The sequence below is a fragment of the Brevundimonas mediterranea genome (genome assembly GCF_011064825.1).
GTDB lineage: Bacteria > Pseudomonadota > Alphaproteobacteria > Caulobacterales > Caulobacteraceae > Brevundimonas > Brevundimonas mediterranea_A.
The window spans coordinates 2,133,954-2,157,936 of the sequence record NZ_CP048751.1 but is presented as its reverse complement, the minus strand read 5'-3'; the positions used below and the strand labels follow the sequence as shown (position 1 = coordinate 2,157,936).

The window sequence follows — 23,983 nt, the reverse complement described above, 5'->3', positions numbered from 1 at the left end:
TTTGAAGACGGAATCATCAGAACTCCTCCCAACCTTCCGGATCGGCCTCGACCTTGGGCGCGGCGCCGCCGCGGCCGACGGTCTTCAGGGCCTGGATCATGCGATTGACGGGCTTGGGCGCGGCCTGAGGCGCAGGGGCGGGGCGAGCGGGCGTCGGGCTGCGACGGGCGGCGGCGGCATGACCCTCTGAACCCTGGCCGACCTTGAACTGGGCCACGGACGTCTGCAGGGCTTCCGCCTCCTGGGCCAGCGAATGGCTGGCGGCGGTCGACTGCTCGACCATCGCAGCATTTTGCTGAGTGACTTGGTCCATCTGGTTCACGGCCGTATTGACCTGGGCCAGGCCGACGGCCTGTTCCTGGGCCGAGGCCGCGATCTCCGTGACCAGGCCGTCGATCTCGGCGACCCGATCCACAATCCGCTGCAGGGCTTCGCCGGTCTGACCGACCAGTTTCACGCCCGAGCCCACTTGGGTGGTCGAGGCGGAAATCAGCGTCTTGATCTCCTTCGCCGCCTCGGCCGAACGCTGGGCCAGGGCCCGCACTTCGGAGGCCACCACCGCAAAGCCGCGACCCGCCTCGCCAGCCCGCGCCGCTTCCACGCCGGCGTTCAGGGCCAGCAGATTGGTCTGGAAGGCGATTTCGTCGATCACGCCGATGATCTGGTTGATCTGGGATGACGAACCCTCGATCGCCTGCATGGCCGAGACGGCGTCGCGGACGATGACGCCCGAGGTTTCCGCGTCGCCCTTGGCGGCCTGGACCACGTCCGAGGCCTGGCGGGCGCCGGAGGCGGTCTTGTTCACCGTGGCGGTGATCTCGTCCAGGGCGGCCGCCGTTTCCTCCAGCGAAGCCGCCTGCTGTTCGGTGCGGCGCGACAGGTCGTCGGCGGCCTGCGAAATCTCGCCGGCGCCCGAGCGAATGCCCGCCACATTGCTGAGCACCACGCTCATGGCCTGCTGCAGCTGGGCGATGGCGGTGTTGAAGTCGGTCTTCAGCTTCTCGGCGCGCGGGGCGACCTCTGCTGTGAACCGGTGGGTCAGATCGCCGTTCGACATGGCGGCCAGGCCGTCGGCCAGGGCCGTCAGGGCGACATGATCCTCTTCGGCGATGCGCGCCTTCTCGGCTTCATTGGCCAGACGCTCGGTCTCGCTCATCGAGCGGGTCGAGGCGGCCTCGGCCTCGATGCGGGTCTTTTCGACGGCGGCGTCGCGGAAGGCGACGATCGCCTGGCCCATCTTGCCGAACTCGTCCTTGCGGTCGGCGCCGACGATCTGGATCGAGGTGTCGCCCGCCATCAGCTTCTGCATATAGCCGATCATGCTCATCGTCGGCCGCACGATGGCGCGGGTCACGCCGAAACCGACGGCCAGGGACAGCAGCAGAACGGAGACCAGACCGATCATCACCGCCAGCATGGCGTTCTTGGTCGCCGTCGCCTGCGCGTCGCGCGTAACCACCAGCGCCGCTTCGTTGGCGGCCTTCAGCTCATCGACCGCCTCTTCCGCCGGCGCGATATAGGTGTCCGCGACGCCTTCGCGCCCGACCATGTTCTCGGCTTCCTCCACGCGGCCTTCGCGCACCAGGACCTGTCCGACCTGGACGACGTTCTTGTACCATTCGGCGTTCGCCTTGATCGCCCGGTCTATCGGCGCCGTGCGATCCGCAGGCAGGCCGGCGCGCTCTTCTTCCAGGGCGGCGATGAATTTGGCGCGGTGGGCGTCAAGTCGCTCGGTGTAGTAGGGATCGCCCGAGAGCAGGTAGCCTCGATAGGCGTTCTCCTGCTTGGCCAGATAGAATTCCGCCCGGGCCGTGGCGCGGGTCATGGCGTTCTCAATGCTGCGATCCTCGCCCGCGCTCTGGAGGGCCAATAGATTCGCCACAACGACGGCGCCCATGACGGCGATGGCGACCAGCACCAGCGCAAACGCGCTGAACAGCTTGCGCCCAACCGGCATGTTTTCAGTCAACTTCACGCGTACTCTCCTCGGTATCGCAAAAATCAGATCGAATCCGCAGAGACGGCGAACCCGTCCGAGTGGAGTCTCCCGAGGTCGCATCCCGATCCGCCTGCAGCCGCCGCGACCGCCGGACATCCGCCGGCCTGCGCTTGGCGCGGGTCGGTCAAACGCCTGGACGTCGACGGGCTTTGGAGAAGGATTTCGGGGAACATCAACAACCTCGGAGCATCTGCATTCTGCCCGGGAACCATGAGATGATGATTAATATGATTTCTGAACCGCACCCTAGGTAGGAATGCGTAAGCGTGGCGGCCCACTCCGCGCCGACGGGAATTTTCGCCCATCAGGCGAACATGATCGCAAAAATTAATTATGCGTGCTTTTCCCTAACTTCAGGAATGATATAGAGATTGGGTCAAAAAAGCGGCAGGGACGTGACGACAATGGTTTCGCAGATGCGAAATATCGCATGATGCAAGCACGACCGGCGGCTTCTACTAGACCTGCTCTGCCCCGGCTTATGGTTCGATTTGCCCGGACGTATTGGGGCGGCTTTTTGCTTGCCGCCGGGTGCGTATTGGTTGGATCGGCTTTCCGCCTGACTATCCAGACTGTCGGCCACGTCCACTATCTGCCCATGCTGGCGGCGGTGATGGCGACCGCCCTGGTGGCCCAGCGCCCGGCGACCTTCACGGCGATCGTCCTGTCCGTCATCGCCGACATGCTGATCCTGCCTCGACAGGGGATTGCGAACGCCGTCGTCCACGCCGCCCTGTTCGTCGCCGTAGCCCTTGTGATGGCGGAGGTCTGTCACCGTCTGGCCAGCCGCAGCGCCCTGTTGGACAGCATACTGGCCTCCGTTCCGGTCGTGACCTTGAACGGCGAGGGCCGCATTCTGCGAATCACCCCGGCCGCCGCCGATCTGCTCGGCGTCACGCCTGAAGAGGCCCTATCTCGCCCCTTCAGCACCTTCGCCACCGATTTTGACACGACCGCGCTCGCCGCCGTGATCGAGGGCGCCCCGCTGTCCCTTCCGGCGACCGGATCCTGGTTGGCGCGGCGGCCGGACGGAGAGATCGTCCCCATGACGATCCACGCCAGCCTTCTTTCCCCGAGCGTGGATCCCGAGCGGATGGTGCTGTCCCTCGGCGACCAGCGGCAAACCACGGCCGCCAATGAGCGCATGCGCGACCTGATGAACCAGCTCAGCAAGAGCTGGCGGCTGAACTCCATGGGCGAAATGGCGGCGACTCTGGCGCACGAACTGAACCAGCCCCTGACGGCCGCCACGGTCTATCTGCATGCAGGCCAGACCGACATCGCCCGGGCGGGGCCACTGGGCGATAGCGCCGGCCGCGCCCTGGATCTGGCCAAGACCCAGCTCATTCGGGCCGGCGACATCATTCGCCGCATGCGCGAATTCGTCTCGACCGGCGCCCGCGAACTCACGGACCAGCGCGTCTCCTCGATGATCGAAGACCTGCGCCCCCTCTTCGACCTGATCCGCATGGACACAGGGGTGGTGATTCGCGTCGATGTGCGCGACGTCGGCGATCATGTGCTGGCGGATCGCATCCAGTTCCAGCAAGCGATCAACAATCTGGTCCGCAACGCCGTCGACGCCGTCGCGGGGCGCGAACTCGGCCTGGTGCGCATCACCGGCCGCAGTCTTGGAAACCAAGGTTACGAGATCATCGTCGAAGACGATGGTCCTGGAATTCCGGAGGACCAGATGGACCGGATCTTCCAGCCGATGACCACGACCAAGGCGAGCGGAATGGGCCTGGGCCTGTCCGTCACCCGCTCAATCATCGAGAGCCATGACTCCGTCCTGACCGTCGGCCGCAGTCCGCTGGGCGGCGCGGCCTTCTCCTTCTGTCTTTCTCCCGTCTTGGAGCTCGAAGCCGCATGACTCAACACTCCGTCTTCGTGATCGACGACGATCAGGCCTTGCGGGATTCGCTATTGATGCTCCTGAGGGGCGAGGGCATTCGCGCCCGCGGCTTCCCCAGCGCCACCGCCTTCCTGGACGCCCTGCCCGAAGAAAAGACGGCCTGCGTCATCACCGATCTGCGCATGCCGCAGATGGAAGGCGCCGAGTTGATCCGTCATCTGTCTCGATTGCGCGGCGAGACCTGGCCCGTGATCGTCATCACCGGTCACGCCGAGGTGCCTCTGGCGGTTCAGCTGATGAAGGCGGACGTCGTCGACTTCATCGAAAAACCCTTCGACCCGAACCGTATTCTCGAGGCCGTGCGCGGCTGTCTGTCCGCCTTGGAGCGCCAGGAGGTCGAGAGCGAGGCGCGCGAGGAGGCGACGTCCCGCCTGGCCAGTCTGACGCCGCGCGAACGTCAGGTGTTCGAGGCCCTGATCGACGGCAAGTCGAACAAGGAAATCGCCATCAGCCTCAGCATCAGCCCCCGAACGGTCGAGATCTTCCGCGCCAAGGTGATGCAGAAGATGCAGGCCACCAGCCTGTCCATGCTGGTGCGGATGGGGCTGCGCTGCGCCGAAGTCTGAAAAGGCCCTTGAGCCGCACGGCGATCATCGCCACCTTGCAGGGGTCATGAGCGACCGGTCCGCAGGCCTCGCCCCTTCCCGCGTCACGGCGGTGCTGGGGCCCACCAACACCGGCAAGACCCATCTGGCGGTCGAGCGGATGCTGGGTCACGCCTCGGGCATGATCGGCCTGCCGCTGCGGCTGCTGGCCCGCGAAATCTACGAGCGGATCGTCAGGCAGCGCGGCGCCGCCGCCGTCGCCCTGATCACGGGCGAGGAAAAGATCGTCCCGCCGCGCCCGCACTATTTCGTCTGCACCGTCGAGGCCATGCCGCTGGAGCGGTCGGTGGAATTCCTGGCTATCGACGAGATCCAGCTGGTCGCCGACCCCGAGCGCGGCCACGTCTTCACCCAGCGGCTGCTGCACGCGCGCGGCCGGTTCGAGACCATGTTCCTGGGCGCCGGGACCATGGAGCCCCTGATCCGCCGTCTGGTCCCGGACGTCGAGATCGTGACCCGCGACCGGCTGTCCACCCTGTCCTACGCCGGCTCCAAGAAGCTGACCCGCCTGCCCCGCCGCAGCGCCATCGTCGCCTTCTCGACCGAGCGGGTCTACGCCATCGCCGAACTGATCCGGCGCCAGAGGGGCGGGGCGGCCGTGGTCATGGGCAGCCTCTCGCCCCGCACCCGCAACGCCCAGGTCGCCCTTTACCAGTCGGGCGAGGTGGACTTCCTGGTCGCCACCGACGCCATCGGCATGGGGCTGAACATGGATGTGGACCATGTCGCCTTCGCTGGCTTGCGCAAGTTCGACGGACGGCGGACCCGCTGGCTGCACGCCCACGAGATCGGCCAGATCGCCGGCCGCGCCGGCCGCCATCTGCGCGACGGGACGTTCGGCGTCACGGCCGAGGCCGAGGATCTGGACGCCGATCTGGTGGAACAGGTGGTCGAGCACCGGTTCGATCCGGTCGAGGCGGCGGAATGGCGTAACGCCAGACTGGACTTCGACACCCTGCCCGACCTGCTGCGCTCCCTGACGGTCACGCCCCAGCGCAGCGGCCTCAGCCTGACGGCCGAAGCCCTGGACGAGACCCTGCTGCGCCGCCTGATCAAGGACGAGGAAGTGGCCCGCATCGGCCGTTCGCGCGGCGCCGTCATGCGGCTGTGGGAAGCCTGCCAGCTGCCCGACTTCCAGAAGACGACGCTGGACGAGCACGCCCGCCTGGCCAGGGACGTCTTCCACGCCCTGACCGGCAAGCGGGGCCGGCTGACCGACGACTGGATGGCGCCGCGCTTCGCCTTCGTGGATCGCGACGACGGCCAGATCGACCAGCTGTCGGCCCGGCTCTCGGCCGTCCGCACCCTGTCCTACATCGCCAACCGCCCCGACTGGGTTCACGACGCCCAGGGCTGGCGCGACAAGACACGGGCGCTGGAGGACCGCCTGTCCGACGTCCTGCACGAGCGGCTGACCGCCCGGTTCGTCGATCGCCGCACAACCGCCCTGATGCGGGCCCTGAACGTCCGCGAGGATACGTTCGCGGGCGTCGCCGACGACGGCGAGGTGACGGTCGAGGGCCAGGTGGTGGGCCAGCTTGAAGGCGTTCGATTCCAGATGGAGAAGGGCGCCTCCGCCCTGGAGGACCGCACCCTGCGCCAGGCGGCGGTCCGCGCCGTCACGCCCGAGATCAACCGCCGCCTGGGTCGTCTGGCCGCCGAGACCGACGAGGCCTTCGCCGTCACGCCGGACGGGGCCGTCCTGTGGCGCGGCGTCCTGACCGCCCAGATCCAGTCCACGCCGACCGGCGCCGATCCCTTCTCGCCCTCCGTCCGCCTGCTGGGCGAACTGGGTCCGACGCCCGCCCGCGAGCGCGCCAAGCGTCGGATCGAGGCCTGGCTGGCGTTCGAGGCCGGCCGCGCCCTGCGCGACCTGCGCCGCCTGCGTCAGGCGGTCGAGTCCGGCGCGCTCAAGGGTCTGCCCCGCGGGATCGCCTTCCGCCTGATCGAGGCCGGGGGCCTGATCGACCGTCGCGACGTCGAACGCGACCTGGCCGCCCTCAGCCAGGTCGAGCGGCGCACGCTGAAAAGCTTCGCCATCCGCGTCGGCGCCCATTCCGTCTGGCTGCCCGGCCTGCAGAAGCCCCGCGCCCGCCATTTCGCCCAGGCCTTCCTGGACGCCCCCCTGATCCCCGCGACGCCCGATCTGATCCCCGCGCCGCCCGAACCGCCCTCGCCCCGCCTGCTCTCGGCCCACGGCCTGCGCGCGGCCGGCCGCTGGCTGGCGCCCGTCGAGACCCTGGAGAAGATGGCCGATCTGCGCGCCGCCAATACCGCAGACCGCGGCCGCCTGTCCGACGCCGCCCTGATCGACCTGGGCTGGACCGCCGATCAGGCCAAACAGGTCATCGCCGCCCTGAAGACCGAACGCGCCCGCCAGCCCGACAAGCCCGGCGTCGCGCCGAAGCCGCCCAAGGATTCGCCCTTCGCCGCCCTGGCCGTCCTGACAGCGCCCCCGACGCCCCCGGCGCCCCCGGCGCGCGCCAAACGTCGTCGCCCTCGCAAGAAGACGGCGGCGGTCTGACGTATGGACTTCGTGGCGCGGTTCGAAACCGTGATGGCGGCCTTATGGCAAACCCGCGCCTGACCGGCGCGACATCGCCGCTCGTCGCCAAGCCTTTGCAATAAAGACACCGGCCAAAGCGCCCGCCGCACCGGGCCAAACCTCCCCGACGACGGCGGAAAACGCCGAATACCAAGCGGACCAAGCATGATAGCCGGGATAGGCGTCCCTGGGCGTCAGAACGTCGTTCCACACAAACTGCAGGAACGCCCCGCCGCCAAAGCTCAGCGGAATGGCCAAGGCGATGAACGCCACCCGTCGGGGCCAGGCCAGGCTACAGATCAAACAGACTGCAGCGATACAGGCCTGTTGCCGCCACATCATCAGACTCAGCGAGTCGCCGACCGCATAATCTGTCATCCAGAACAGCGCCATGTAGGCGAGATAGGCGACAGCCGATGCGAGGATCACCGCCGCCATGAACGGTGTTTCCCGCGCGATCCGCCATCCCAGCGCCGCCCCTAGACATCCGGCCGACCATGACAGGGCCCGCCCCTCCTCCTGGATCGCCGCGAACTCGCCCTGCATCGCCGCCTTCCAGCCAGTCCGGGAAGGCGGGGCGAGCTTCCCGGCAAGCTGCATCATGCCGCGCGATAAGAACAACATCAGGTTCATGACAGTGATCTCCCCAGGATCGACGACGGCGAAGGCGCCATGGCCGCCCGCAAGGCGGCCCGGCCGGCTGCAGTGATCCGATAGGCGTGACGCGCGGGCCGCCCCGGCTTTTCTGGCTCCAGCCACTGGCTCTCCAACCAGTTGCGCTCGGCCAATCGAATAAGGATGGGGTAAAGACTGCCGGATTTCAGTCCGGTCGCATCCGCGACCTCAAGCCCATAGAACCAGGCGTCGGCTTGACGCGCCAATACCTCGAGCACGGCTATGGTCTGAGCGGAAGGGCGACGAGATCGGGTCATGTCAATAAGTCTACATATATAGAACTTGATGGCAAGACTTCTTGCATGCTGAAGGCTTCAGGCTCAGAGGGCAGACTTGCAGGCGCCGCTCACGCAGCCGAATTCGTTTCGGCTGCGATTAAAAGTTCTGGCGCGCCGTCGCCTTTGCCGATTTGGAAGTTTCAGGTCCGCGATCGAAATGAGCGGAACAATGCGAGGAACAACCGTGGAATGAGCGAGACGGATTCGTCCTGCCGCATCGACATCTGGCTGTGGCGGGCGCGTTTCTTGAAGACGCGAAGCCTGGCCGCCGCCCTCGTCGAACGCGGCGCGATGCGTTTGACGCATCAGGGGCGGGAGATCCGGCTGGACAAGCCCAGCCGCTGCGTCCGCCCCGGCGATCTGCTGACCTTCGCCCAGAACGGCCGGGTCACGACCCTGCGGGTGGAGGCGATGGGCGAAAGGCGCGGGCCGCCTGAAGAAGCCCGCGCCCTCTATTCCCTGATCATCGCGCCCTGAGGGCCAGGGGCCCGGCGCGAAAATCGCTTACTGCTTCAGGACGAACTCGCCCTCGATGTGCAGCTTCACCTCGTCGGACACGGCCGGCAGGGCGTAGTTGATGCCGAAGTCCGAGCGCTTGATGACAGCTTCCCCGTCGAAGCCGGCCTTGTAGGCGCCCATGGCGGTTCCGGCCTGGTTGAACTCGACCTCGATGGTCACGGGCTTGGTCACGCCGCGCAGGGTCAGATCGCCGACCACGGTCGCCTCGTTGGCGTCATCGGCGTCGACCGTCACGGAACGCGAGACGAAGGTCGCCGTCGGATGATTGGCGGTGTCGAAGAAGTCGGCGGTCTGCAGGTGGGCCTTCAGCTTGTCGTCGTTCGGGGCCACGTCGGTCAGCGGAATGGTGGCGGTCAGGGTGGAGGCCGAGGGATTGGCGACGTCCAGCTTCAGCTCGGCCTTCACGTTCACGAACTGGCCCGTGTAGGTCGAGAAGCCGAGGTGGTTCACCGACCAGGTGATCTTGCCGTGGCCGGAATCGAGGTCATAGGCGCCGGCGGTCACTTCCGACGGGGTCTTGGTCAGGGCGGCCTGGGCCACCACCGCGCCGCCGGCGGCGAGGCTGACGGCCAGGGCGCCGGCGAGGGCGTGTTTCATGAAGGGGGTGCGCATGGGGAATGTTCCGGTTGAAGAGGATCGTTATATGCAATCAACACAGTTGCGATTAAGCCTGACTGTTGTCAAGTCGTGTCAGACCGCCTGCGAACGTCTCCCACCTTAAGCCGCGCTGTTGACAGTTGGTTGCGTGGCCGCCATGTCGCAGGCCTCCCACCCACAGTTTCGCCCCCGTTCGCCGCCCCATGACCTACATCGTCACCGACGCCTGCGTGAAATGTAAGTTCATGGACTGCGTCGAGGTGTGCCCCGTCGACTGTTTCTACGAGGGCGAGAACTTCCTGGTCATCGCCCCGGACGAGTGCATCGACTGCGGCGTGTGCGAGCCGGAATGCCCCGTCGACGCCATCGTGCCCGACACCGAGGACGAGCCGGACGGCAAGTGGCTGCAGGTCAACGCCGAATACGCCAAGGTCTGGCCCAATATCACCGTCAAGGGGACGCCCCCCGCCGACCGCGAACAATATGAGCGCGAGACGGGCAAGTACGAGAAATACTTCAGCCCCAAGCCCGGCAAGGGCGCCTGATTTCTCGACGACTTTCGGCGCCTCGCCCCGCCGAACGGCCAAGGTTGAACTGTCGCAAATCCACGTCCGCCCTGTGGACGTTTTGAAATTCCGCAAATTTGTGATAGGTTCTGTTTCATTGGATCGGGCGGTCCGCGAAATCTTCGCGCCGCCCGTGTTTGCGACAGAATCCCGCCCACAGACGGGATCGGCCAGAGGTTTGGTGATCCGTTTCCGCATTTGACGCCCAGCATCATCCCGACCGACGGAGAGATCCGGCGGCCGAGATCCTGTTTGCGTTTCCTGCGCCTTCGCGTCGCCCGGCCCTGACCGGGAAAGGACGAATATGACGAGCAAGACTGGTCTGGAGTTCAAGGTTGGCGACGCGGTCGTCTATCCGGCGCACGGCGTCGGCAAAGTCGCGGCGGTCGAGACTCAGGAAGTCGCGGGCATGTCGCTGGAAGTCTATGTCGTGACCTTCGACCACGAGAAGATGACCCTGCGCGTCCCGACCAAGAAGGCTGCGACGGCCGGCCTGCGTTCGCTGGCCGCCGACGACGTCGTGACCAAGGCCCTGACCACCCTGAAGGGGCGCGCCCGCATCAAGCGCACCATGTGGTCGCGTCGCGCCCAGGAATACGAGGCCAAGATCAACTCGGGCGACCTGATCTCCATCGCCGAAGTGGTCCGCGACCTGCACCGCGCCGACACCCAGCCGGAACAGTCCTATTCGGAGCGCCAGCTCTATGAATCGGCCCTGGACCGGATGGCGCGCGAAGTCGCCGCCGCCAACAAGATCGACAAGGACGCCGCCGTCGAACTGCTGGCCAAGTCGCTCAGCGCCAAGAAGCCGATCCCGACCGCCGAAGCCGCCTGAATACAGGTTGGGGCTTCCGCCTCGAACCAACGGAAAGGCCCCGGAACGATCCGGGGCCTTTTTGGTTTGACCGACATCAAGGCGCGCCTGCGGCTTCGACGTCCACATGGCCCTTGATCAGGAGCCGACCATGACCGACGCCGACCCCGCCGCCCCGCTGGGCTTTCATCACATCCGTCTGGAACTGGCGCGCGAGCCGCAGGCCCCGGCGGGCGATCCCGAGGCGGGCTATGATATTCTCGCGCCGCTGACGGCCGAGCGCCGCCTGGACGCCGCCGTCTGGCGAGAAGCGCCGGAAAAATGCCGGGTCCGCCGCTTTTCGCACGGCGCCACCCTGGCCTTCGGTCGGCTGCGTCACGCCGCCCCCGACCGCTGGTTCCTGGATTTCGAACCCGGCGACGCGGACGACGTCCACGGTTTCCGTCTGGCCGACGAACGCCTGGAGACCGGCGAATACGTCAGTCTCTCGACGGACGACCAGATGCACACCTATGTGGTCGCCCGCTCCGAACCCGTCTGAGGCTCAGAAATACTCCGCATCGGCCGGGCACTGGGCGCTGATGCGGCGCGCCGTGATGGTGGCGGGAATATAGGGGGTGCCGCGCAGCAGCTGGGCCCCGCCGCGGAAGCTGAAGCTGGTGTCCTCATAGGCGCCGGTCAGCCGCACATTGACCCGGCGGCCCTTCTTGTCCTGACACGTCCCCTCGAACCGCGCCCGGCCGTCCCCGACCACGCGGGTCGGATAGGTGCAGCGCCAGCGGTTGGTCGACAGACCGCCGAAGAAGCGGTTGATCTCGCTGGGCCGCACGCATTTCTGTTCGGTGTCGCGTTGGCCGAGCGCGCTGGTCGTATATTCCCAGTAGCCGGGCAGGACTTCGCTCTGGGCGGCCGTCTGGGCCGGGGCCAGGGCGGGGGCGGCCAGCAGGACGCCGCCGGCCATGACCGGAGCCAGCACGGCCCAGACCTTCAGGGACAGGGCGCGTTTGGACAGGCGATCAATCAGGGACGGGCGAGACATGGCGGCCTTCTGTTCAGCGTGGATCTTCATGATATGACCCATAGCGCGCGTCATTTGAATGACGCCTGAACGAAGTCGTGTCCCGGCCGACGCGCGACGAGCCTCGAAAGCCCAAGACTCGGCTTGACGCCGAACCTCCTCTTCCCTTATACGGCCCCCTCTCGCGCGGGCTGCTTCCCGCGCGTACTTGTTTCATGCGTCTTCTCCCTTGTTTCGGGCTGGACGCCGCACCTTAAGGATCTGACGATGTCGCGTCGTTGCGAACTCACCGGTATCGGCCCGATGGTCGGCCATAGCGTGAGCCACTCGAACATCAAGACCAAGCGCCGCTTCCTGCCGTCGCTGAAGACGGTCAAGGTCACCTCGGATTCCCTGGGTCAGACCTTCTCGCTGCGTATCTCGAACGCCGCGCTGCGCACCCTCGACTACAAGGGCGGCCTGGACGCCTTCATCGTCAAGGCCCGCGACGAGCAGCTGTCGATCGCCGCCCAGCGCATCAAGCGTCAGGTCCGCGCCAAGCTGGCCGAGCAAGCCGCCGCCGCCTGATCGGCGACCGCTGCATCTGTTTCTGGAAAAGGCCGGCGGCGACGCCGGCCTTTTTCTTTGCCTCCCGCCCCGGCCGACGGCTAGGCTTCGGCCGTATTCGGAGGGGATTCCATGACGATCGCGCACACCCTGGCCTGTACGGCCGCCGGCCTCGCTCTGGCCGCCTGCGCCACGACCCCGCCGCCGCCGCCGTCCTCGGCTCCGCGCGAGTCGACCGCCTTCACCCTCGCCACCGACCAGCCCCTGACGCCTGAACAGCAGGCGATGCGGTTCGACCAGGCCGACCTGTCGATCCGGGTCCTGCCCGAGGACCGGGCCATCGACGCCGTCGCGGTTCTGGACTTCACCGCCACGGCCCCGCTGCACCGGCTGGAGGTCGAACTGGACACCCTGCTGGCCATCTCCTCCGTCCAGATCGACGGGGTCGAGGTCGCCGCCGACCGCTGGTCCAATCCCGAAGGCCGTCTGACGGTCCAGTTGCCCCGCCCCCTGGCCGCCGGTCAGAGCGTCGCCCTGCGCGTCGCCTACGCCGGCCGGCCCCGCGTCGCGCCCCGCGCCCCCTGGGACGGCGGCTTCGTCTGGTCCACGGCCCCGTCGGGCGAGCCCTGGATCGCCACCGCCGTCCAGGGCGAGGGCTGCGACATCTTCTGGCCCTGTATCGACAGCCCGCACGGCGAGCCGGGCCGGGTCGACCTGCACATCACCATCCCCTCGACCCTGTCGGCGCCGTCCAACGGCCGGTTCCTGGGCACGGTCGATCACGGCGACGGCTGGACCACCTGGAACTGGTCGGCGAAGAGCCCCAACACCTACGCCATCGCCCTGAATGTCGGCCCCTACGAGGAGGTCAGCGGCCAGTACGAAAGCCGGTTCGGCAATACGATCCCGATGAACTACTGGCATCTGAAGTCGGACGCGCCCGACAAGGTCCAGGCCCTGTTCGCCCAGTTTCCAAAGATGCTGGACTTCTTCGAGGCCAATGTCGGCCCCTTCCCCTTCGGCGACGAGAAGATGGGCGTGGTCGAGACCCCGCACCTGGGCATGGAGCACCAGACCATCAACGCCTATGGCAACGGCTACAAGATCGACGGGCGCGGCTATGACTGGCTGCTTCAGCACGAGTTCGCCCATGAATGGTTCGGCAACCAACTGACCAATCAGAACGCCGACGACATGTGGCTGCACGAAGGTCTGGGCAGCTATATGCAGCCCCTCTACGCCCGCTGGCTGCTGGGCGACCGCTATATGCAGCGCGAACTGGCGAACCAGCGCGAGGGATTGATCAACAAGTTCCCCGTCGTCTCGGGCACGCCCAAGACCGAGGACGAGGTCTACAAGGGCGACGTCGGCCCGGGGAACGACATCTATTCGAAGGGCTCGCTGATCAGCCATTCGCTGCGGATGCTGATCGGGGACGTCGCCTTCCACCAGGCCCTGACCCGCCTGGTCTATGGAACCGATGATCCCCGGCCCGGCGCCTTCAGGCCCCTGTACCGCTCGACGCGGGATTTCCTCCAGATCGTCAACCAGGTGACGGGCCAGGATTACGGCTGGTTCTTCCGCGGCTATCTCTACAACGCCGCCCTGCCGGTGTTGACCCAGACGCAAGACGGCGACGTGCTGCGGCTGGAATGGGCGACCGGCAACGGCGAGACCTTCCCCATGCCGCTGGACGTCGAGATCGACGGCCGCGTCCAGACCGTCGCCATGACCGGCGGCCGGGGTGAGATCGCCGTTCCCGCCGGGGCGCACGTCCTGATCGATCCTCAGAACAAGGTGCTACGCCAGATGGACGTGATCGACGCGCTGCAGGCCTATAAGGCGGAGCAAAAACGCTGATCCTTCTCCCAATGGGAGAGGGTGAAACACTCAGGCCGGCGCCACCGTCACCGACTGGCGCACCATCTGGCACCGCTCCTGAGTCGTCAGGAAGGCGATGTCCGCCGCGTCGCGTCCGCAGGCGATCCGCACCAGACCCTCGACCGGCGCCAGCCGCGTCGCATCGACCAGCCACCAGCCGTTATCCAGCCAGACCTCGAAGATGGCGTGGAAGTCGGGCGGATTCAGCTGGTGCGCAAAGGCGCTGACCGCCCGCGCCGGAATCCCCGACGCCCGGCACAGGGTCATGCCCAGGTGGGTGAAGTCGCGGCACACCCCGGCCCGGTCGATGAAGGTGCGCGCCGCCGTCGTCTCGGTGTCCGACACGCCGTGCTCATAATCCAGGTTCTCGGTGATCCAGTTCAGGATCGCCAGCACCCGCGCCCCGCCCGAGGTGTCGCCGAACTCCCGCGTGACGAACCGGCCGAACTGGTCCGACGGGCAGTACCGGCTGGGCTGCAGATAGGGCAGGACCTCGGCCGGCAGTTCGCCCCAGTCATGCTGGGACACGCTGGGCGGCAGGCCCTTCAGCACCCCGTTCTCGACCACCGCCTCATAGGTCAGGGTCACTTCGCCCTCGACGTGGCAGCGCAGGGTCCGGGCCCCGAAATCGACGTCCTCGTCCTCGTGGAACTCCACCGGCGGATCGAAGGTCAGGGCCTCTTCCAAGATGTCCTGGCCGGGCCAGTGGGCGACCTGGATCTTGTAGATGGCGTCCGTCGGCGGATCGAAACGATAGACGAGCTCGGCGCGGACGCGCAGTTTCATGAAGGGCTGCCAACTGGAAAGGGGAACCGTATCCCAACGCCATGGGACTGCGGCCGTTCCGTGTCCATGGCCCGCGTCGGCCAGCGGCGCGACACTGTCCGCCACCGGACACTTATAACGCGAAATAGACAAGCGTCGCCCGTGTGTTACCTTGTCGGCCGCATGAACCTCCCCACAAGCGAAACCCGGCGAAACGTCCCGGAACCGCCACGCTTCTCCGGCGCGGGCGACCGGACGTCCGCCGCATGAGCGCGCCCGCCGCCCTCATCGACCTGACCGACTGCGATCGCGAGCCGATCCATGTCCCCCAGGCCATCCAGCCGCACGGCTTCCTGCTGGTGCTCAACCTCGAGGCCCAGACCGTCGAACAGGTCGCCGGCGCTGTCGAGGAACTGACCGGCCGCACGACCTGGATGGATCAGTCGGCGACCGACCTTCTGGGCGAGGTCGTCGGTCGTCGTCTGCGCGACATGGCCCGCGGCCATGAGACGGGCTTCGCCGGCCGCTGGCGCGCGACCAATCGGCTGGAATACGACATCGTCGTCCATTATGCGCCGGGCCGGGCCCCGCTGGAGCGGATGGTGGTCGAGGTCGAGCAGAGCTCGCAGCAGGCCCGTCTCGGGGTCGAACTGATCTCCCGGCTCGACGCCGCCGGCGCCGCCCTGGAACGGGCCGCCTCGGTCCAGACCGTGTGCGAACGCGCCGCCGACGCCTTCCGCAGCCTGACCGGCTTCGAACGGGTCATGATCTACCGTTTCCTCGACGACGAGGCGGGCCAGGTGATCGCGGAATCGCGCGCGGCCGGCGCGTCGTCCTTCCTGAACCACCATTTCCCGGCGACCGACATCCCCCGCCAGGCCCGCGCCCTGTATCTGCGCAATCCGGTGCGGGTCATCCCCGACTGCCGCTATACGCCCCAGCCCCTGCGGCCGGTCGCGCCGGGCGAGCCGCCGCTGGACATGAGCGACAGCGGCCTGCGCTCGGTCTCGCCGGTCCATATCCAGTATCTGAAGAACATGGGCGTGCGGGCCTCGGCCTCGGTGTCGATCATCGTCGACGACGTCCTGTGGGGCCTGGTCGCCTGCCACAGCGCCACGCCGCTGCTGCTGCCCTATGAACTGCGGGTCGCCTGCACCACCCTGGCCCGCACCCTGGCCCGTCAGTTGAAGACCAAGGCCGACGCCGAACTGTATCGCGACCGGGTCCGCCTGCGCCGGCTGGAGGACGAACTGATCCTGCGCCTGTCCACCGAACGCGATCTGGACGCCGCCCTGGCCGAACATTCGGGGCAGCTGACCGAGCTGGTCGGGGCCGACGGCCTGGCCATCGTGCGCGGCGACCGCATCGCCTGTTTCGGCCACACCCCGCCGCAGGAGGCCGTGCGACGCCTGTCGGACTGGCTGGGCCAGCAGCCGGGCCTGCGCCCCGTCGCCTCCAACGCCCTGTCCGCCCTTCTGCCCGAGGCCCAGGCCTGGCGCGTCCACGCCAGCGGCCTGCTGGCCGTGCGCCTGGCGGGCGACCAGCCCCTGTCGCTGCTGTGGTTCCGGTCCGAGATCCTGGAGACGGTCCGCTGGGCCGGGGATCCGTCCACCGCCGTCAAGTCGGCGGCCGACGGCGGCCCCCTGACGCCCCGCGCCTCGTTCGAGGGTTGGTCCCAGACCGTCACCGGCCGCGCCCGGCGCTGGAGCGCGGCGGCCGTGGAATCCGCCGCCCGCCTGCGCGACGCCCTGTTCGACTTCGCCGCCGTCAATCAGTTGCGCAGCCAGAACCAGTCGCTCCAGGCCCGGCTGACCGAGCGCGAGCTACGACTGGAGCAGCAGCAGTTCCTGATGCGCGAGGTCAATCACCGGGTCCAGAACAGCCTGACCCTGGTCTCCAGCTTCCTGGGCCTCCAGGCCCGCGACCTGGGCGACAGTCCCGCCGGCTCGGCCCTGCAGGAGGCGCGTCGCCGCGTCCGCGCCGTCTCGACCGTCCACAGCCGCCTCTATCGCGGCGACCACGACACGACGATCGACCTGTCCCGCTACATCAGCGAACTGGTCGACGACCTGGGCGCCAGCATGGGCGCCGACTGGGCCGCCGCCATCGAGACCGACCTGGCCCCGATCTGTATCGACGCCGGCCGCGCCGTGACCCTGGGCCTGATCCTGACCGAACTGATCATCAACGCCCAGAAATACGCCTATGACGGCCGGCCCGGCCCGCTGCGCATCACCCTGAGCGAGAGCGACGACCGGTTCCGCCTGGTCGTGGCCGACGACGGCAAGGGCGGCCACAAGGCGGGCAAGGGCTTCGGCTCCCTGATGATCGGCAGCCTGGTCACCCAGTTGGACGGCCGTATCGACTATCGCGACCTGGCCCCCGGTCTGGAAGTCGCGCTGCGCGCCCGGATCGATCCCGCCTCCGATCTGGCCTGACCTGTGGCGGAAGGTCGCGGGGCGGCGTAAGAGGCCCGCCATGTCCGCTCTCGCCGCCCGCGTCTCCCCCCGCGCCTTCGCCCTGATCGTCCTGCTGATCGCCGCCTGCGTCCTGGGCCTGGCGCCGATCCTGGTGCGCCTGACCGAGACCGGTCCGGCGGCGGCGGGCTTCTGGCGGTTCGTCTTCGCCCTGCCCCTGCTGACCCTGCTGGCGTCGCGCGAGCCGGGCGGGATCGCCGCCCCGTCGAAATGGGCGCTGCTGGCCGGCCTGTTCTTCGCCCTGGACCTCAGCTTCTGGCACTACGGCATCGTCATGACCTCGGTCGCCAACGCCACGGTCCTGTGCAACCTGACGCCGGTCGTCGTCACCCTGTTCGGCTGGATCGTGCTGAAGGAGACGCCGCACCGGCTGTTCCTGCTGGCCCTGGCCCTGGCCATGGGCGGGGCCTTCGCCATGGCGGCGGGCGCCGACGGCGGACAGGGGACCAATCCGCCGCTGGGCGACCTCTTCTCGCTGTCGGTGGCGGTCTGGTACTCGGGCTATTTCCTGGCGGTGAAGGCGGCGCGCGCCACGGCCGGCGCCATGCGCGTCACCTTCTGGGCCACCCTGCTGGGCGCGCCCCTGCTGCTGATCGTGGCCCTGGTCCTGGGCGAGGACATCATCCCCGCCAGCCTGTCCGGCTGGGCCGCCTGTCTGACCATGGGCGTCATGCACGTCTTCGGCCAGGGCGGCGTCGCCTGGGCCCTGGGCAAGCTGCCGGCCTCAATCACCGCCGTCACCATCCTGATCCAGCCGGTCGTCGCCGGCCTCTTGGGCTGGTGGATCTTCGGCGAGACCCTGACGCCCATACAGGCCCTGGGCGGCGCCCTGGTCCTGGGCGCCATCGTGATGGCGCAGAGATCCCAGCGAACGAAGCCGACCGAAGGGCTCAAGCCGCGCGAAGCCGCGTAGGCCAACCTCGGGCTCAAGTAGCGCGAAGCGCGGTAGCCCCACATCATGCGGCTCAAGTAGCGCGAAGCGCGGTAGCCCCACATCATGCGGCTCAAACCGCGCGAAGCGCGGTAGCCCAAACAAAAACAGGCGCGGAAGCCTTGGCCCCCGCGCCTGTTCTCATGCCTTAATCGGCCGCTCGACTCAGAGGAGCTTGAGGTCGATCGCCGAAGTCTTGCCGCGCTGGTTTTCCAGCTCGTATTCGACCTTGGCGTTCTCATCGAGGCCCTGAAGGCCGGCCTTCTGAACGGCGGTGACGTGAACGAACACGTCAGAGCCGCCGCTGTCGGGCTGGATGAATCCATAGCCCTTGGTGGGGTTGAACCACTTGACCGTACCGGTCGCCATGTCTGCGTCTCCGTAAACGCGCTTTTCCAGGCGGATCCCCCTCAGGGTGACCCGACAGTCCATCTGGACAGCTCGTTCAGGCGAAGGAGCGAGACGCGGGTGTGGACCCCACGCAAAATCCGGACTGTGCTGTTGTTGTCACCCGGCTTTTCCGGTCGGTCAACAGCAAAGCGATTCGCGTCAGGGGCGATTCAACCTTAACGGCACAGGCCCCGCTCGGCCCCATCGACATGCAGATGGTTCTCGTGGGCGGCGTTGTAGTCGGGCGTCAGCACGGTCGAGAACAGTCGGCACGCCCCGTCGCGCACCGCGTGCAGGAACCGCCCGCCCGGCTCGCCCGCCGGACCCTGGCCGCGCCAGTCGTTCAGCACGCTGACGGTCCGCCCGTCCTCCAGCCGCACCGCCGCCACGTCCAGGGCGTTGGCCCGCGCATGTTCGCTGGGCCGCTCCTGTTCGTCCTGCGAGCCATAGATGCGCCGGCACGAATAGGTCCCGTAGTTCTCGACCCGCGCCGGGGCCGAGCCCAGGATGCTGCGCGCCGCCGGCTGCAACACCTGCCGGTCCCAGATGACATAGCGGACGGCCAGCGGGCACTGCATCACCACATCGGCCGGGGCCAGGGGCGTCACCGCCCCGCCGGTGATCCGCACCGCCCCGCGCACGACGCAGAAGCCGCCGTCGTCGCGATCCGCCGCCCGCTCGACCTCGATCCCCGCCTCGCGCAGCACCTGCATACAGGCCTCGGTCGCCCCCTGGACCTCTTCCGGGGCCGCCGTCGGGGCGATGTCGAAGTCGGCCACCTTGGCCGCCGTCGCCCGGCCCAGCGGCTGGCTCAGGTCCAGCGGCTTCCACGGCAGGTCCTGCGGCGGCGCATAGGCGTTCAACAGCGCGAAGGCGGCGCAGGCCAGCAGCCCGACCTCCCACAGCAGATTCCAGAAATCGGCGAAGTCGCGCTTCATGCAGCCCCAGCATGGACCGCCCACGGCCCCGCTGGCAAACGCCGCGAGGGGGCGAAGCGTTCAAATACAGCCGCCCGCGCCCCTAGGCGGCGGACGACAGCACCAGAGGTTTGACCGGGCGCAGCATGATCCTGGCGCCGGCGACCTTCTTCACCCCGGTCAGCGGCGTGTGGATCAGCCGGCCTGACTCCGGCCAGAACTCGAGCCTGCAGCCCGCCGCCCCGCTGCGAACGGGAGCGGCGGTCGCTATGCCGCGCTCGGCCAGATAGGCCATGGCGAAATCGACGTTGTTCTGGCCGATGGGATTCTGGAACGGGCCGGGACTTGCGCCGCCGAACACCTGGGCCTCCAGGCGCTTCAGGCTGGCGCCCCGTTCAAGCAGGCGGTCGATCAGCAGCGGCATCAGCCGGGAGCCGTAGCGGGAGGGGTCGCTCCGCGAGCCGGAGGGAAGCCGAGGCAGGACGAAGTGATTCATCCCGCCGATTCCGGCCTTGGGATCGCGCACACAGGCCGCAACGCAGGATCCCAGGACCGTGGTGATCACGGTGTCGGGATCGTCGCTGACGCAGAATTCGCCCTGGCCGAGCGAGACGTGGTCGACCTGACGCCCGTCGCGCTCCCAGCCGCCTCGTAAGACATTGTAACTCAGCACTGCGTACGCCTTCACTCACTCACCGCTCCGGAATAACCGCAAGTGGTGTACAGAGCATTTAGAACGGGTCTGGCATCTGCTCAGGCGTTCAGCCGTCCAACCAGTTTTCGCATCAGGGCGGTCGTCGCCGCCTGACCCGCGCCCTGATTGCTCAGGGCGATGAAGGCCACGCCCCGCGCCGGGGCGACCACGGCCGTCGCGTACCACAGGGTGTTCGACCCGTCGTGCGTCAGCACCGGCCCGCCCGCCCAGGGAATCTGCGGCGGCGCGATCCACCCCAGGGCGTAGGGCATGCCCTCGCCCGCGCCCGGCGTGGCCAGTTGCGCCGCCGTCTCCGGCTTCAGCCAGCCGCCGCCGTCCGTCAGGAACAGCCTCAGCCATTTCGCATAGTCGTCCAGGCTCATGTGCGCCGTCCCCGCCGGCCCCAGGGCCGGGGGATTGTCCGCGCCCGGATCGGCGGGATCCACAGCGACCCGCGCCGCCCCTTCGCCGCGATGCCCCCAGACATTGGGGCCGCCCGCCGTATCGGTCTTCGGCGCGCCAAAACCGCCCGACGTCAGGCCCAGGGGCGCGAACAATTCGGCCTGAACGACCTGTTCCCACGACTGGCCCGTGATCCGTTCGATGGCCGCCCCGACCAGCATATAGTTGGCGTTGGCGTATTCGAACGCCCCCTTCGTCCCGGTCGGCGCGACGCCCAACATCCGCTCGACCACGGCCAGCCGCTGTTGCGGCAGGGACCGCGGGTCGCCCCTCGCGGTCAGGAAAAAGACCATGCCCAGGGCGTCGGCGTCCTTCACCCCCGCCCGGTGATGCATGAAGTCGCGGATCGTCGTCCCGTCCCAGGCCGGGTCGATCCGGACGCCGGGGAACAGATTCCCCAGCGGCGCGTCCCAGTCCGCCCGTCCCTGGTCGACCAGCCGCCCGTAAAGGGCCGCCGTCATCGCCTTGGTGTTCGACCCCAGGTGCCAGCGGTCGTTCAGGGTCGCGGGATCGGTCCCGCCGATCCTTCGCACGCCCCGCACCCCGGACCAGACCAGGCCTTCGCGCGTGACCACGCCCCCGGCCAGGGCGACCGGCCCGGTCTCCGCAAACGCGGCGTCCAGCCCCGCCTCATAGTCTGCGGCGTCGCCCGCCGAAGCGGACGACACGCCTCCGGTCGCCGCAGCGACCAGTCCGGCGGCCAAAAGCCTGCGGCGATTCAGCGTCATCGAAGCCTTCACTTTGGAATATCCTAGCCCCGGTCGCCGCTGGCGGCACGTGAGAAGCGCGTCATCTTGCATCGCCCGTCAACGCCCCGCTTGCCCTCGCCCCCGTCCCGTCCCACTCTGATCGAATGGGAAAGAAAACAGACGCCTACGACGCCGAACTAGAACAGCTTCAGCTCGCTGTCGTGAAGACCCAGGCCTGGACCATCGAGCATGGGCTGCGGGTGGTCATCGTGCTGGAGGGGCGCGACACCGCCGGCAAGGACGGGGCCATCAAGCGGCTGACGGAATACATGTCCCCGCGCCAGACCCGCGTCGTCGCCCTGCCCAAGCCCAGCGACCGGGAAACCAGCCAGTGGTATTTCCAGCGCTACGTCCCGCATCTGCCGGCGGCGGGCGAGACCGTCATCTTCAACCGCTCCTGGTACAACCGCGCCGGGGTCGAGCCGGTGATGGGCTATTGCACGCCCGAGCAGTACGCCCAGTTCCTGACCGATGCGCCGCGCTTCGAGCGGATGCTGACCGACGACGGAATCATCCTGATCAAGCTCTGGCTCGACATCTCGCGCAAGGAACAGGCGAAACGGCTGAAGGAACGCCGCGTCGATCCGCTGAAACGGTTCAAGCTGTCGTCGCTGGACGCCGAGGCCGAGGCGCGGTTCGACGCCTATTCCGACGCCCGCGACCGGATGCTGGACGAGACCGACCGCGCCTTCGCCCCCTGGACCATCATCGCCACCGACGACAAGAAGACCGCCCGGCTGAACCTGATCCGCCACATCCTGAAGGTGCTCGACCACTGCGGCGAGGAGATCGCGGCGCCGGACCCCGACATCGTTCTCGACTCCGACAAGGCCAAGGGCAGGCTGGCGCGCTGAGCCGCTCCCCCTTCTCTTTCGTCATTCCGGGCGCAGCGCAGCGGAGACCCGGAATGACGAAAGGGATCTTTGCCCTCATAATGACGCTGGTCCTTCAGCAAGGATTTCAACGCCTTGCCGAACCGGAGGACTCATCGACCTGACGCCCCTCCCGCGCGTGGTAGTCTGTCGCCCTTGCCGCCGTCGCCGGAGATTTCAGACGATTCAGACAAATTAGACTGTGTTTTTTCCTGAACGCCGCCGTCGCCGATTTCAGACTATTCAGACGATTCAGACTCTCTTTTTTCGTCCCGGCGTCTGAATCCGCCCCGGCAGGTGACGAACCGCCCTCCAGCCCCTACCTACAGCCCATGACCGTTCACGCCGCCCCGCCCCCCATCCTCGACGCCGCCGGCGTCGAGACCGACGAAGCCCTGTCGATCCTGAAGACGGCCCTGGCCGGCGCCGACGACGGCGAGCTGTTCCTGGAACGGTCCGAGAGCGAGAGCCTGGTGTTCGACGACGGCCGGCTGAAGTCCGCCGCCTATGACGCCACCGAGGGCTTCGGCCTGCGGGTGGTGGCGGGCGAGACCGCCGGCTACGCCCACGCCAACGAAATTTCCGCCGCCGCCCTGCGCCGCGCCGCCGACAGCGCGGCTCTGGCCAAGCAGGGCCACGCCGCCCGGGTCGCCGAAGGGCCGCGCGCCACCAATCAGCAGCTCTATGACGCGGTTGATCCCCTGGCCTCGCCCGCCTTCTCCGACAAGATCGCCCTGCTGGCCGAGATCGACGCCTGGGCCCGCGCCCGCGATCCCCGGGTGGTCCAGGTCTCGGCCTCCCTGGTCGGCGAGCGCCGGGCCATCGAGATCCTGCGCGCCGACGAACGGGTGGTGCGCGACGTCCGTCCCCTGGTCCGGCTGAACGTCTCCGTCACCGTCGAGCAGAACGGCAAGCGCGAGAGCGCCGGCGCCGGCGCCGGCGGCCGAGCCGGCTTCGAGGCCTGGGTCGCGCCCGAACGCTGGCAGGCCCAGGTGGACGAGGCCCTGCGCCAGGCCCTGGTCAACCTCGACGCCATCGACTGCCCGGCGGGCGAGATGGACGTGGTCCTGGGGGCCGGCTGGCCCGGCGTCCTGCTGCACGAGGCCATCGGCCACGGCTTCGAGGGCGACTTCCACAGGAAGGGCTCGTCCGTCTTCAACGGCATGATGGGCCAGCGGGTCGCCGCCCCCGGCGTCACTGTGGTGGACGACGGCTCCATCGCCGGCCGCCGCGGCTCCCTGTCGGTCGATGACGAGGGCACCCCCACCTCGCGCACCGTCCTGATCGAGGACGGGATCATGGTCGGCCTGATGCACGACCGACTGTCGGCGCGTCAGCTGGGCGTGGCCGCCACCGGCAACGGCCGGCGCCAGTCCTTCGCCCACATGCCCATGCCGCGCATGACCAATACCTTCATGGAGGGCGGCAAGGACTCCAAGGCCGACATGATCGCCAATACCAAGCGCGGCCTCTACGCCGCCAACTTCTCGGGCGGCCAGGTGGACATCACCAACGGCAAGTTCGTCTTCCAGTGCAACGAGGCTTATCTGATCGAGGACGGGGTCATCACCGCGCCGGTGCGCGGCGCCACCCTGATCGGCGACGGCGCCACGGCCCTGACGAAAATCCAGATGATCGGCGACGACTTCGCCTTCGACCCCGGCGTCGGCGTCTGCGGCAAGGCCGGTCAGGGCGTGCCCGTCGGCATCGGCCAGCCTTCGCTGAAGATGGGCGGCCTGACCGTCGGCGGCACGGCGGTCTGAACAGG

The 23,983-nt window shown here is 67.9% G+C and carries 23 protein-coding genes; 13 read left to right on the top strand and 10 right to left on the bottom strand.

What is annotated here, in order from left to right; genetic code table 11:
- Window positions 1-16 precede the first annotated feature (16 nt).
- Window positions 17-1,957: a methyl-accepting chemotaxis protein gene (locus tag GYM46_RS10600; RefSeq protein WP_008259224.1), complete on the bottom strand. Its 1,941-nt coding sequence runs from the start codon at window positions 1,955-1,957 to the stop codon at window positions 17-19.
- 580 nt (window positions 1,958-2,537) lie between these two features.
- On the opposite strand from GYM46_RS10600, the gene GYM46_RS10595 reads away from it, so the two are divergent.
- The 3 genes from GYM46_RS10595 to GYM46_RS10585 are packed head-to-tail and all read left to right on the top strand — an operon-like array spanning window position 2,538 to window position 7,043.
- The gene (locus tag GYM46_RS10595) at window positions 2,538-3,872 is read left to right on the top strand and encodes a two-component system sensor histidine kinase NtrB (protein ID WP_008259907.1); all 1,335 of its coding nucleotides are present in this window, start codon (window positions 2,538-2,540) and stop codon (window positions 3,870-3,872) included.
- Window positions 3,869-4,480: a response regulator FixJ gene (gene fixJ, locus GYM46_RS10590; protein WP_040349777.1), complete on the top strand. Its 612-nt coding sequence runs from the start codon at window positions 3,869-3,871 to the stop codon at window positions 4,478-4,480. The genes GYM46_RS10595 and fixJ overlap by 4 nt, the downstream gene beginning before the upstream one ends.
- A gap of 46 nt (window positions 4,481-4,526) precedes the next feature.
- A complete protein-coding gene (locus tag GYM46_RS10585) occupies window positions 4,527-7,043 on the top strand; it encodes a helicase-related protein (protein WP_008260677.1) in 2,517 nt (838 codons plus the stop codon).
- Window positions 7,044-7,085: 42 nt separating this feature from the next.
- On the opposite strand, the gene GYM46_RS10580 is transcribed toward GYM46_RS10585, so the two are convergent.
- On the bottom strand, window positions 7,086-7,697 hold the full coding sequence (locus GYM46_RS10580) for a hypothetical protein (protein WP_040349778.1): 612 nt from the start codon (window positions 7,695-7,697) through the stop codon (window positions 7,086-7,088).
- Entirely contained in the window at window positions 7,694-7,996 is a 303-nt protein-coding gene (locus GYM46_RS10575) for a PadR family transcriptional regulator (RefSeq protein WP_154725811.1), read from the bottom strand. The genes GYM46_RS10580 and GYM46_RS10575 overlap by 4 nt, the downstream gene beginning before the upstream one ends.
- Before the next feature lie 210 nt (window positions 7,997-8,206).
- On the opposite strand from GYM46_RS10575, the gene GYM46_RS10570 reads away from it, so the two are divergent.
- Window positions 8,207-8,494 carry an RNA-binding S4 domain-containing protein gene (locus GYM46_RS10570; protein ID WP_008260578.1) on the top strand — a complete coding sequence of 96 codons (288 nt, stop codon included), beginning with the start codon at window positions 8,207-8,209 and terminating at the stop codon, window positions 8,492-8,494.
- 27 nt (window positions 8,495-8,521) lie between these two features.
- Here GYM46_RS10570 and GYM46_RS10565 read toward each other — a convergent pair whose 3' ends face one another.
- On the bottom strand, window positions 8,522-9,148 hold the full coding sequence (locus tag GYM46_RS10565; RefSeq protein WP_008259782.1) for a YceI family protein: 627 nt from the start codon (window positions 9,146-9,148) through the stop codon (window positions 8,522-8,524).
- A 188-nt stretch (window positions 9,149-9,336) separates the two neighbouring features.
- Here GYM46_RS10565 and fdxA point away from each other — a divergent pair, with 188 nt between their 5' ends.
- From fdxA to GYM46_RS10550, 3 genes are all read left to right on the top strand, one after another.
- A complete protein-coding gene (gene fdxA / locus GYM46_RS10560) occupies window positions 9,337-9,678 on the top strand; it encodes a ferredoxin FdxA (protein WP_008262350.1) in 342 nt (113 codons plus the stop codon).
- A gap of 325 nt (window positions 9,679-10,003) precedes the next feature.
- Window positions 10,004-10,534: a CarD family transcriptional regulator gene (locus GYM46_RS10555; protein WP_008260268.1), complete on the top strand. Its 531-nt coding sequence runs from the start codon at window positions 10,004-10,006 to the stop codon at window positions 10,532-10,534.
- A gap of 130 nt (window positions 10,535-10,664) precedes the next feature.
- Window positions 10,665-11,054 carry a hypothetical protein gene (locus tag GYM46_RS10550; protein ID WP_040350188.1) on the top strand — a complete coding sequence of 130 codons (390 nt, stop codon included), beginning with the start codon at window positions 10,665-10,667 and terminating at the stop codon, window positions 11,052-11,054.
- A gap of 3 nt (window positions 11,055-11,057) precedes the next feature.
- On the opposite strand, the gene GYM46_RS10545 is transcribed toward GYM46_RS10550, so the two are convergent.
- Window positions 11,058-11,582 (bottom strand): DUF3617 domain-containing protein, encoded by a 525-nt coding sequence (locus GYM46_RS10545; protein WP_230307586.1) that lies wholly within the window; start codon window positions 11,580-11,582, stop codon window positions 11,058-11,060.
- 216 nt (window positions 11,583-11,798) lie between these two features.
- Here GYM46_RS10545 and rpmB point away from each other — a divergent pair, with 216 nt between their 5' ends.
- Together rpmB and GYM46_RS10535 are read left to right on the top strand one after the other, a co-directional pair.
- Complete coding sequence (rpmB, locus tag GYM46_RS10540; protein ID WP_035306987.1) at window positions 11,799-12,098, top strand: 50S ribosomal protein L28; 300 nt, start codon at window positions 11,799-11,801, stop codon at window positions 12,096-12,098.
- Between the two features lie 111 nt (window positions 12,099-12,209).
- Window positions 12,210-13,937, top strand: coding sequence for a M1 family metallopeptidase (locus tag GYM46_RS10535; RefSeq protein ID WP_008262135.1), 1,728 nt, complete (start codon window positions 12,210-12,212; stop codon window positions 13,935-13,937).
- Window positions 13,938-13,967: 30 nt separating this feature from the next.
- Here the strand turns inward: GYM46_RS10535 and GYM46_RS10530 are convergent, their stop codons facing one another.
- The gene (locus GYM46_RS10530; protein WP_040349780.1) at window positions 13,968-14,744 is read right to left on the bottom strand and encodes a transglutaminase-like domain-containing protein; all 777 of its coding nucleotides are present in this window, start codon (window positions 14,742-14,744) and stop codon (window positions 13,968-13,970) included.
- Window positions 14,745-14,989: 245 nt separating this feature from the next.
- Between GYM46_RS10530 and GYM46_RS10525 the strand changes: the two genes are divergently transcribed.
- On the top strand, window positions 14,990-17,161 hold the full coding sequence (locus GYM46_RS10525; RefSeq protein WP_008258816.1) for a histidine kinase dimerization/phosphoacceptor domain -containing protein: 2,172 nt from the start codon (window positions 14,990-14,992) through the stop codon (window positions 17,159-17,161).
- A 40-nt stretch (window positions 17,162-17,201) separates the two neighbouring features.
- Window positions 17,202-18,113 (top strand): DMT family transporter, encoded by a 912-nt coding sequence (locus tag GYM46_RS10520; RefSeq protein WP_008261394.1) that lies wholly within the window; start codon window positions 17,202-17,204, stop codon window positions 18,111-18,113.
- A 183-nt stretch (window positions 18,114-18,296) separates the two neighbouring features.
- On the opposite strand, the gene GYM46_RS10515 is transcribed toward GYM46_RS10520, so the two are convergent.
- The 4 genes from GYM46_RS10515 to GYM46_RS10500 all read right to left on the bottom strand — a co-directional run bounded on the left by GYM46_RS10515 (window position 18,297) and on the right by GYM46_RS10500 (window position 21,322).
- Window positions 18,297-18,500 (bottom strand): cold-shock protein, encoded by a 204-nt coding sequence (locus GYM46_RS10515; protein ID WP_008264090.1) that lies wholly within the window; start codon window positions 18,498-18,500, stop codon window positions 18,297-18,299.
- Window positions 18,501-18,697: 197 nt separating this feature from the next.
- Entirely contained in the window at window positions 18,698-19,459 is a 762-nt protein-coding gene (locus GYM46_RS10510) for an extensin family protein (protein ID WP_008264227.1), read from the bottom strand.
- 82 nt (window positions 19,460-19,541) lie between these two features.
- Window positions 19,542-20,126, bottom strand: coding sequence for a chemotaxis protein CheD (locus tag GYM46_RS10505; RefSeq protein ID WP_197019726.1), 585 nt, complete (start codon window positions 20,124-20,126; stop codon window positions 19,542-19,544).
- A 65-nt stretch (window positions 20,127-20,191) separates the two neighbouring features.
- Window positions 20,192-21,322 carry a serine hydrolase domain-containing protein gene (locus GYM46_RS10500; protein ID WP_154725807.1) on the bottom strand — a complete coding sequence of 377 codons (1,131 nt, stop codon included), beginning with the start codon at window positions 21,320-21,322 and terminating at the stop codon, window positions 20,192-20,194.
- A gap of 125 nt (window positions 21,323-21,447) precedes the next feature.
- Between GYM46_RS10500 and ppk2 the strand changes: the two genes are divergently transcribed.
- Both ppk2 and tldD read left to right on the top strand, forming a co-directional pair.
- On the top strand, window positions 21,448-22,197 hold the full coding sequence (gene ppk2 / locus GYM46_RS10495) for a polyphosphate kinase 2 (protein ID WP_008260949.1): 750 nt from the start codon (window positions 21,448-21,450) through the stop codon (window positions 22,195-22,197).
- 350 nt (window positions 22,198-22,547) lie between these two features.
- Window positions 22,548-23,978, top strand: coding sequence for a metalloprotease TldD (gene tldD / locus GYM46_RS10490; RefSeq protein ID WP_008258704.1), 1,431 nt, complete (start codon window positions 22,548-22,550; stop codon window positions 23,976-23,978).
- Window positions 23,979-23,983: the final 5 nt, after the last annotated feature.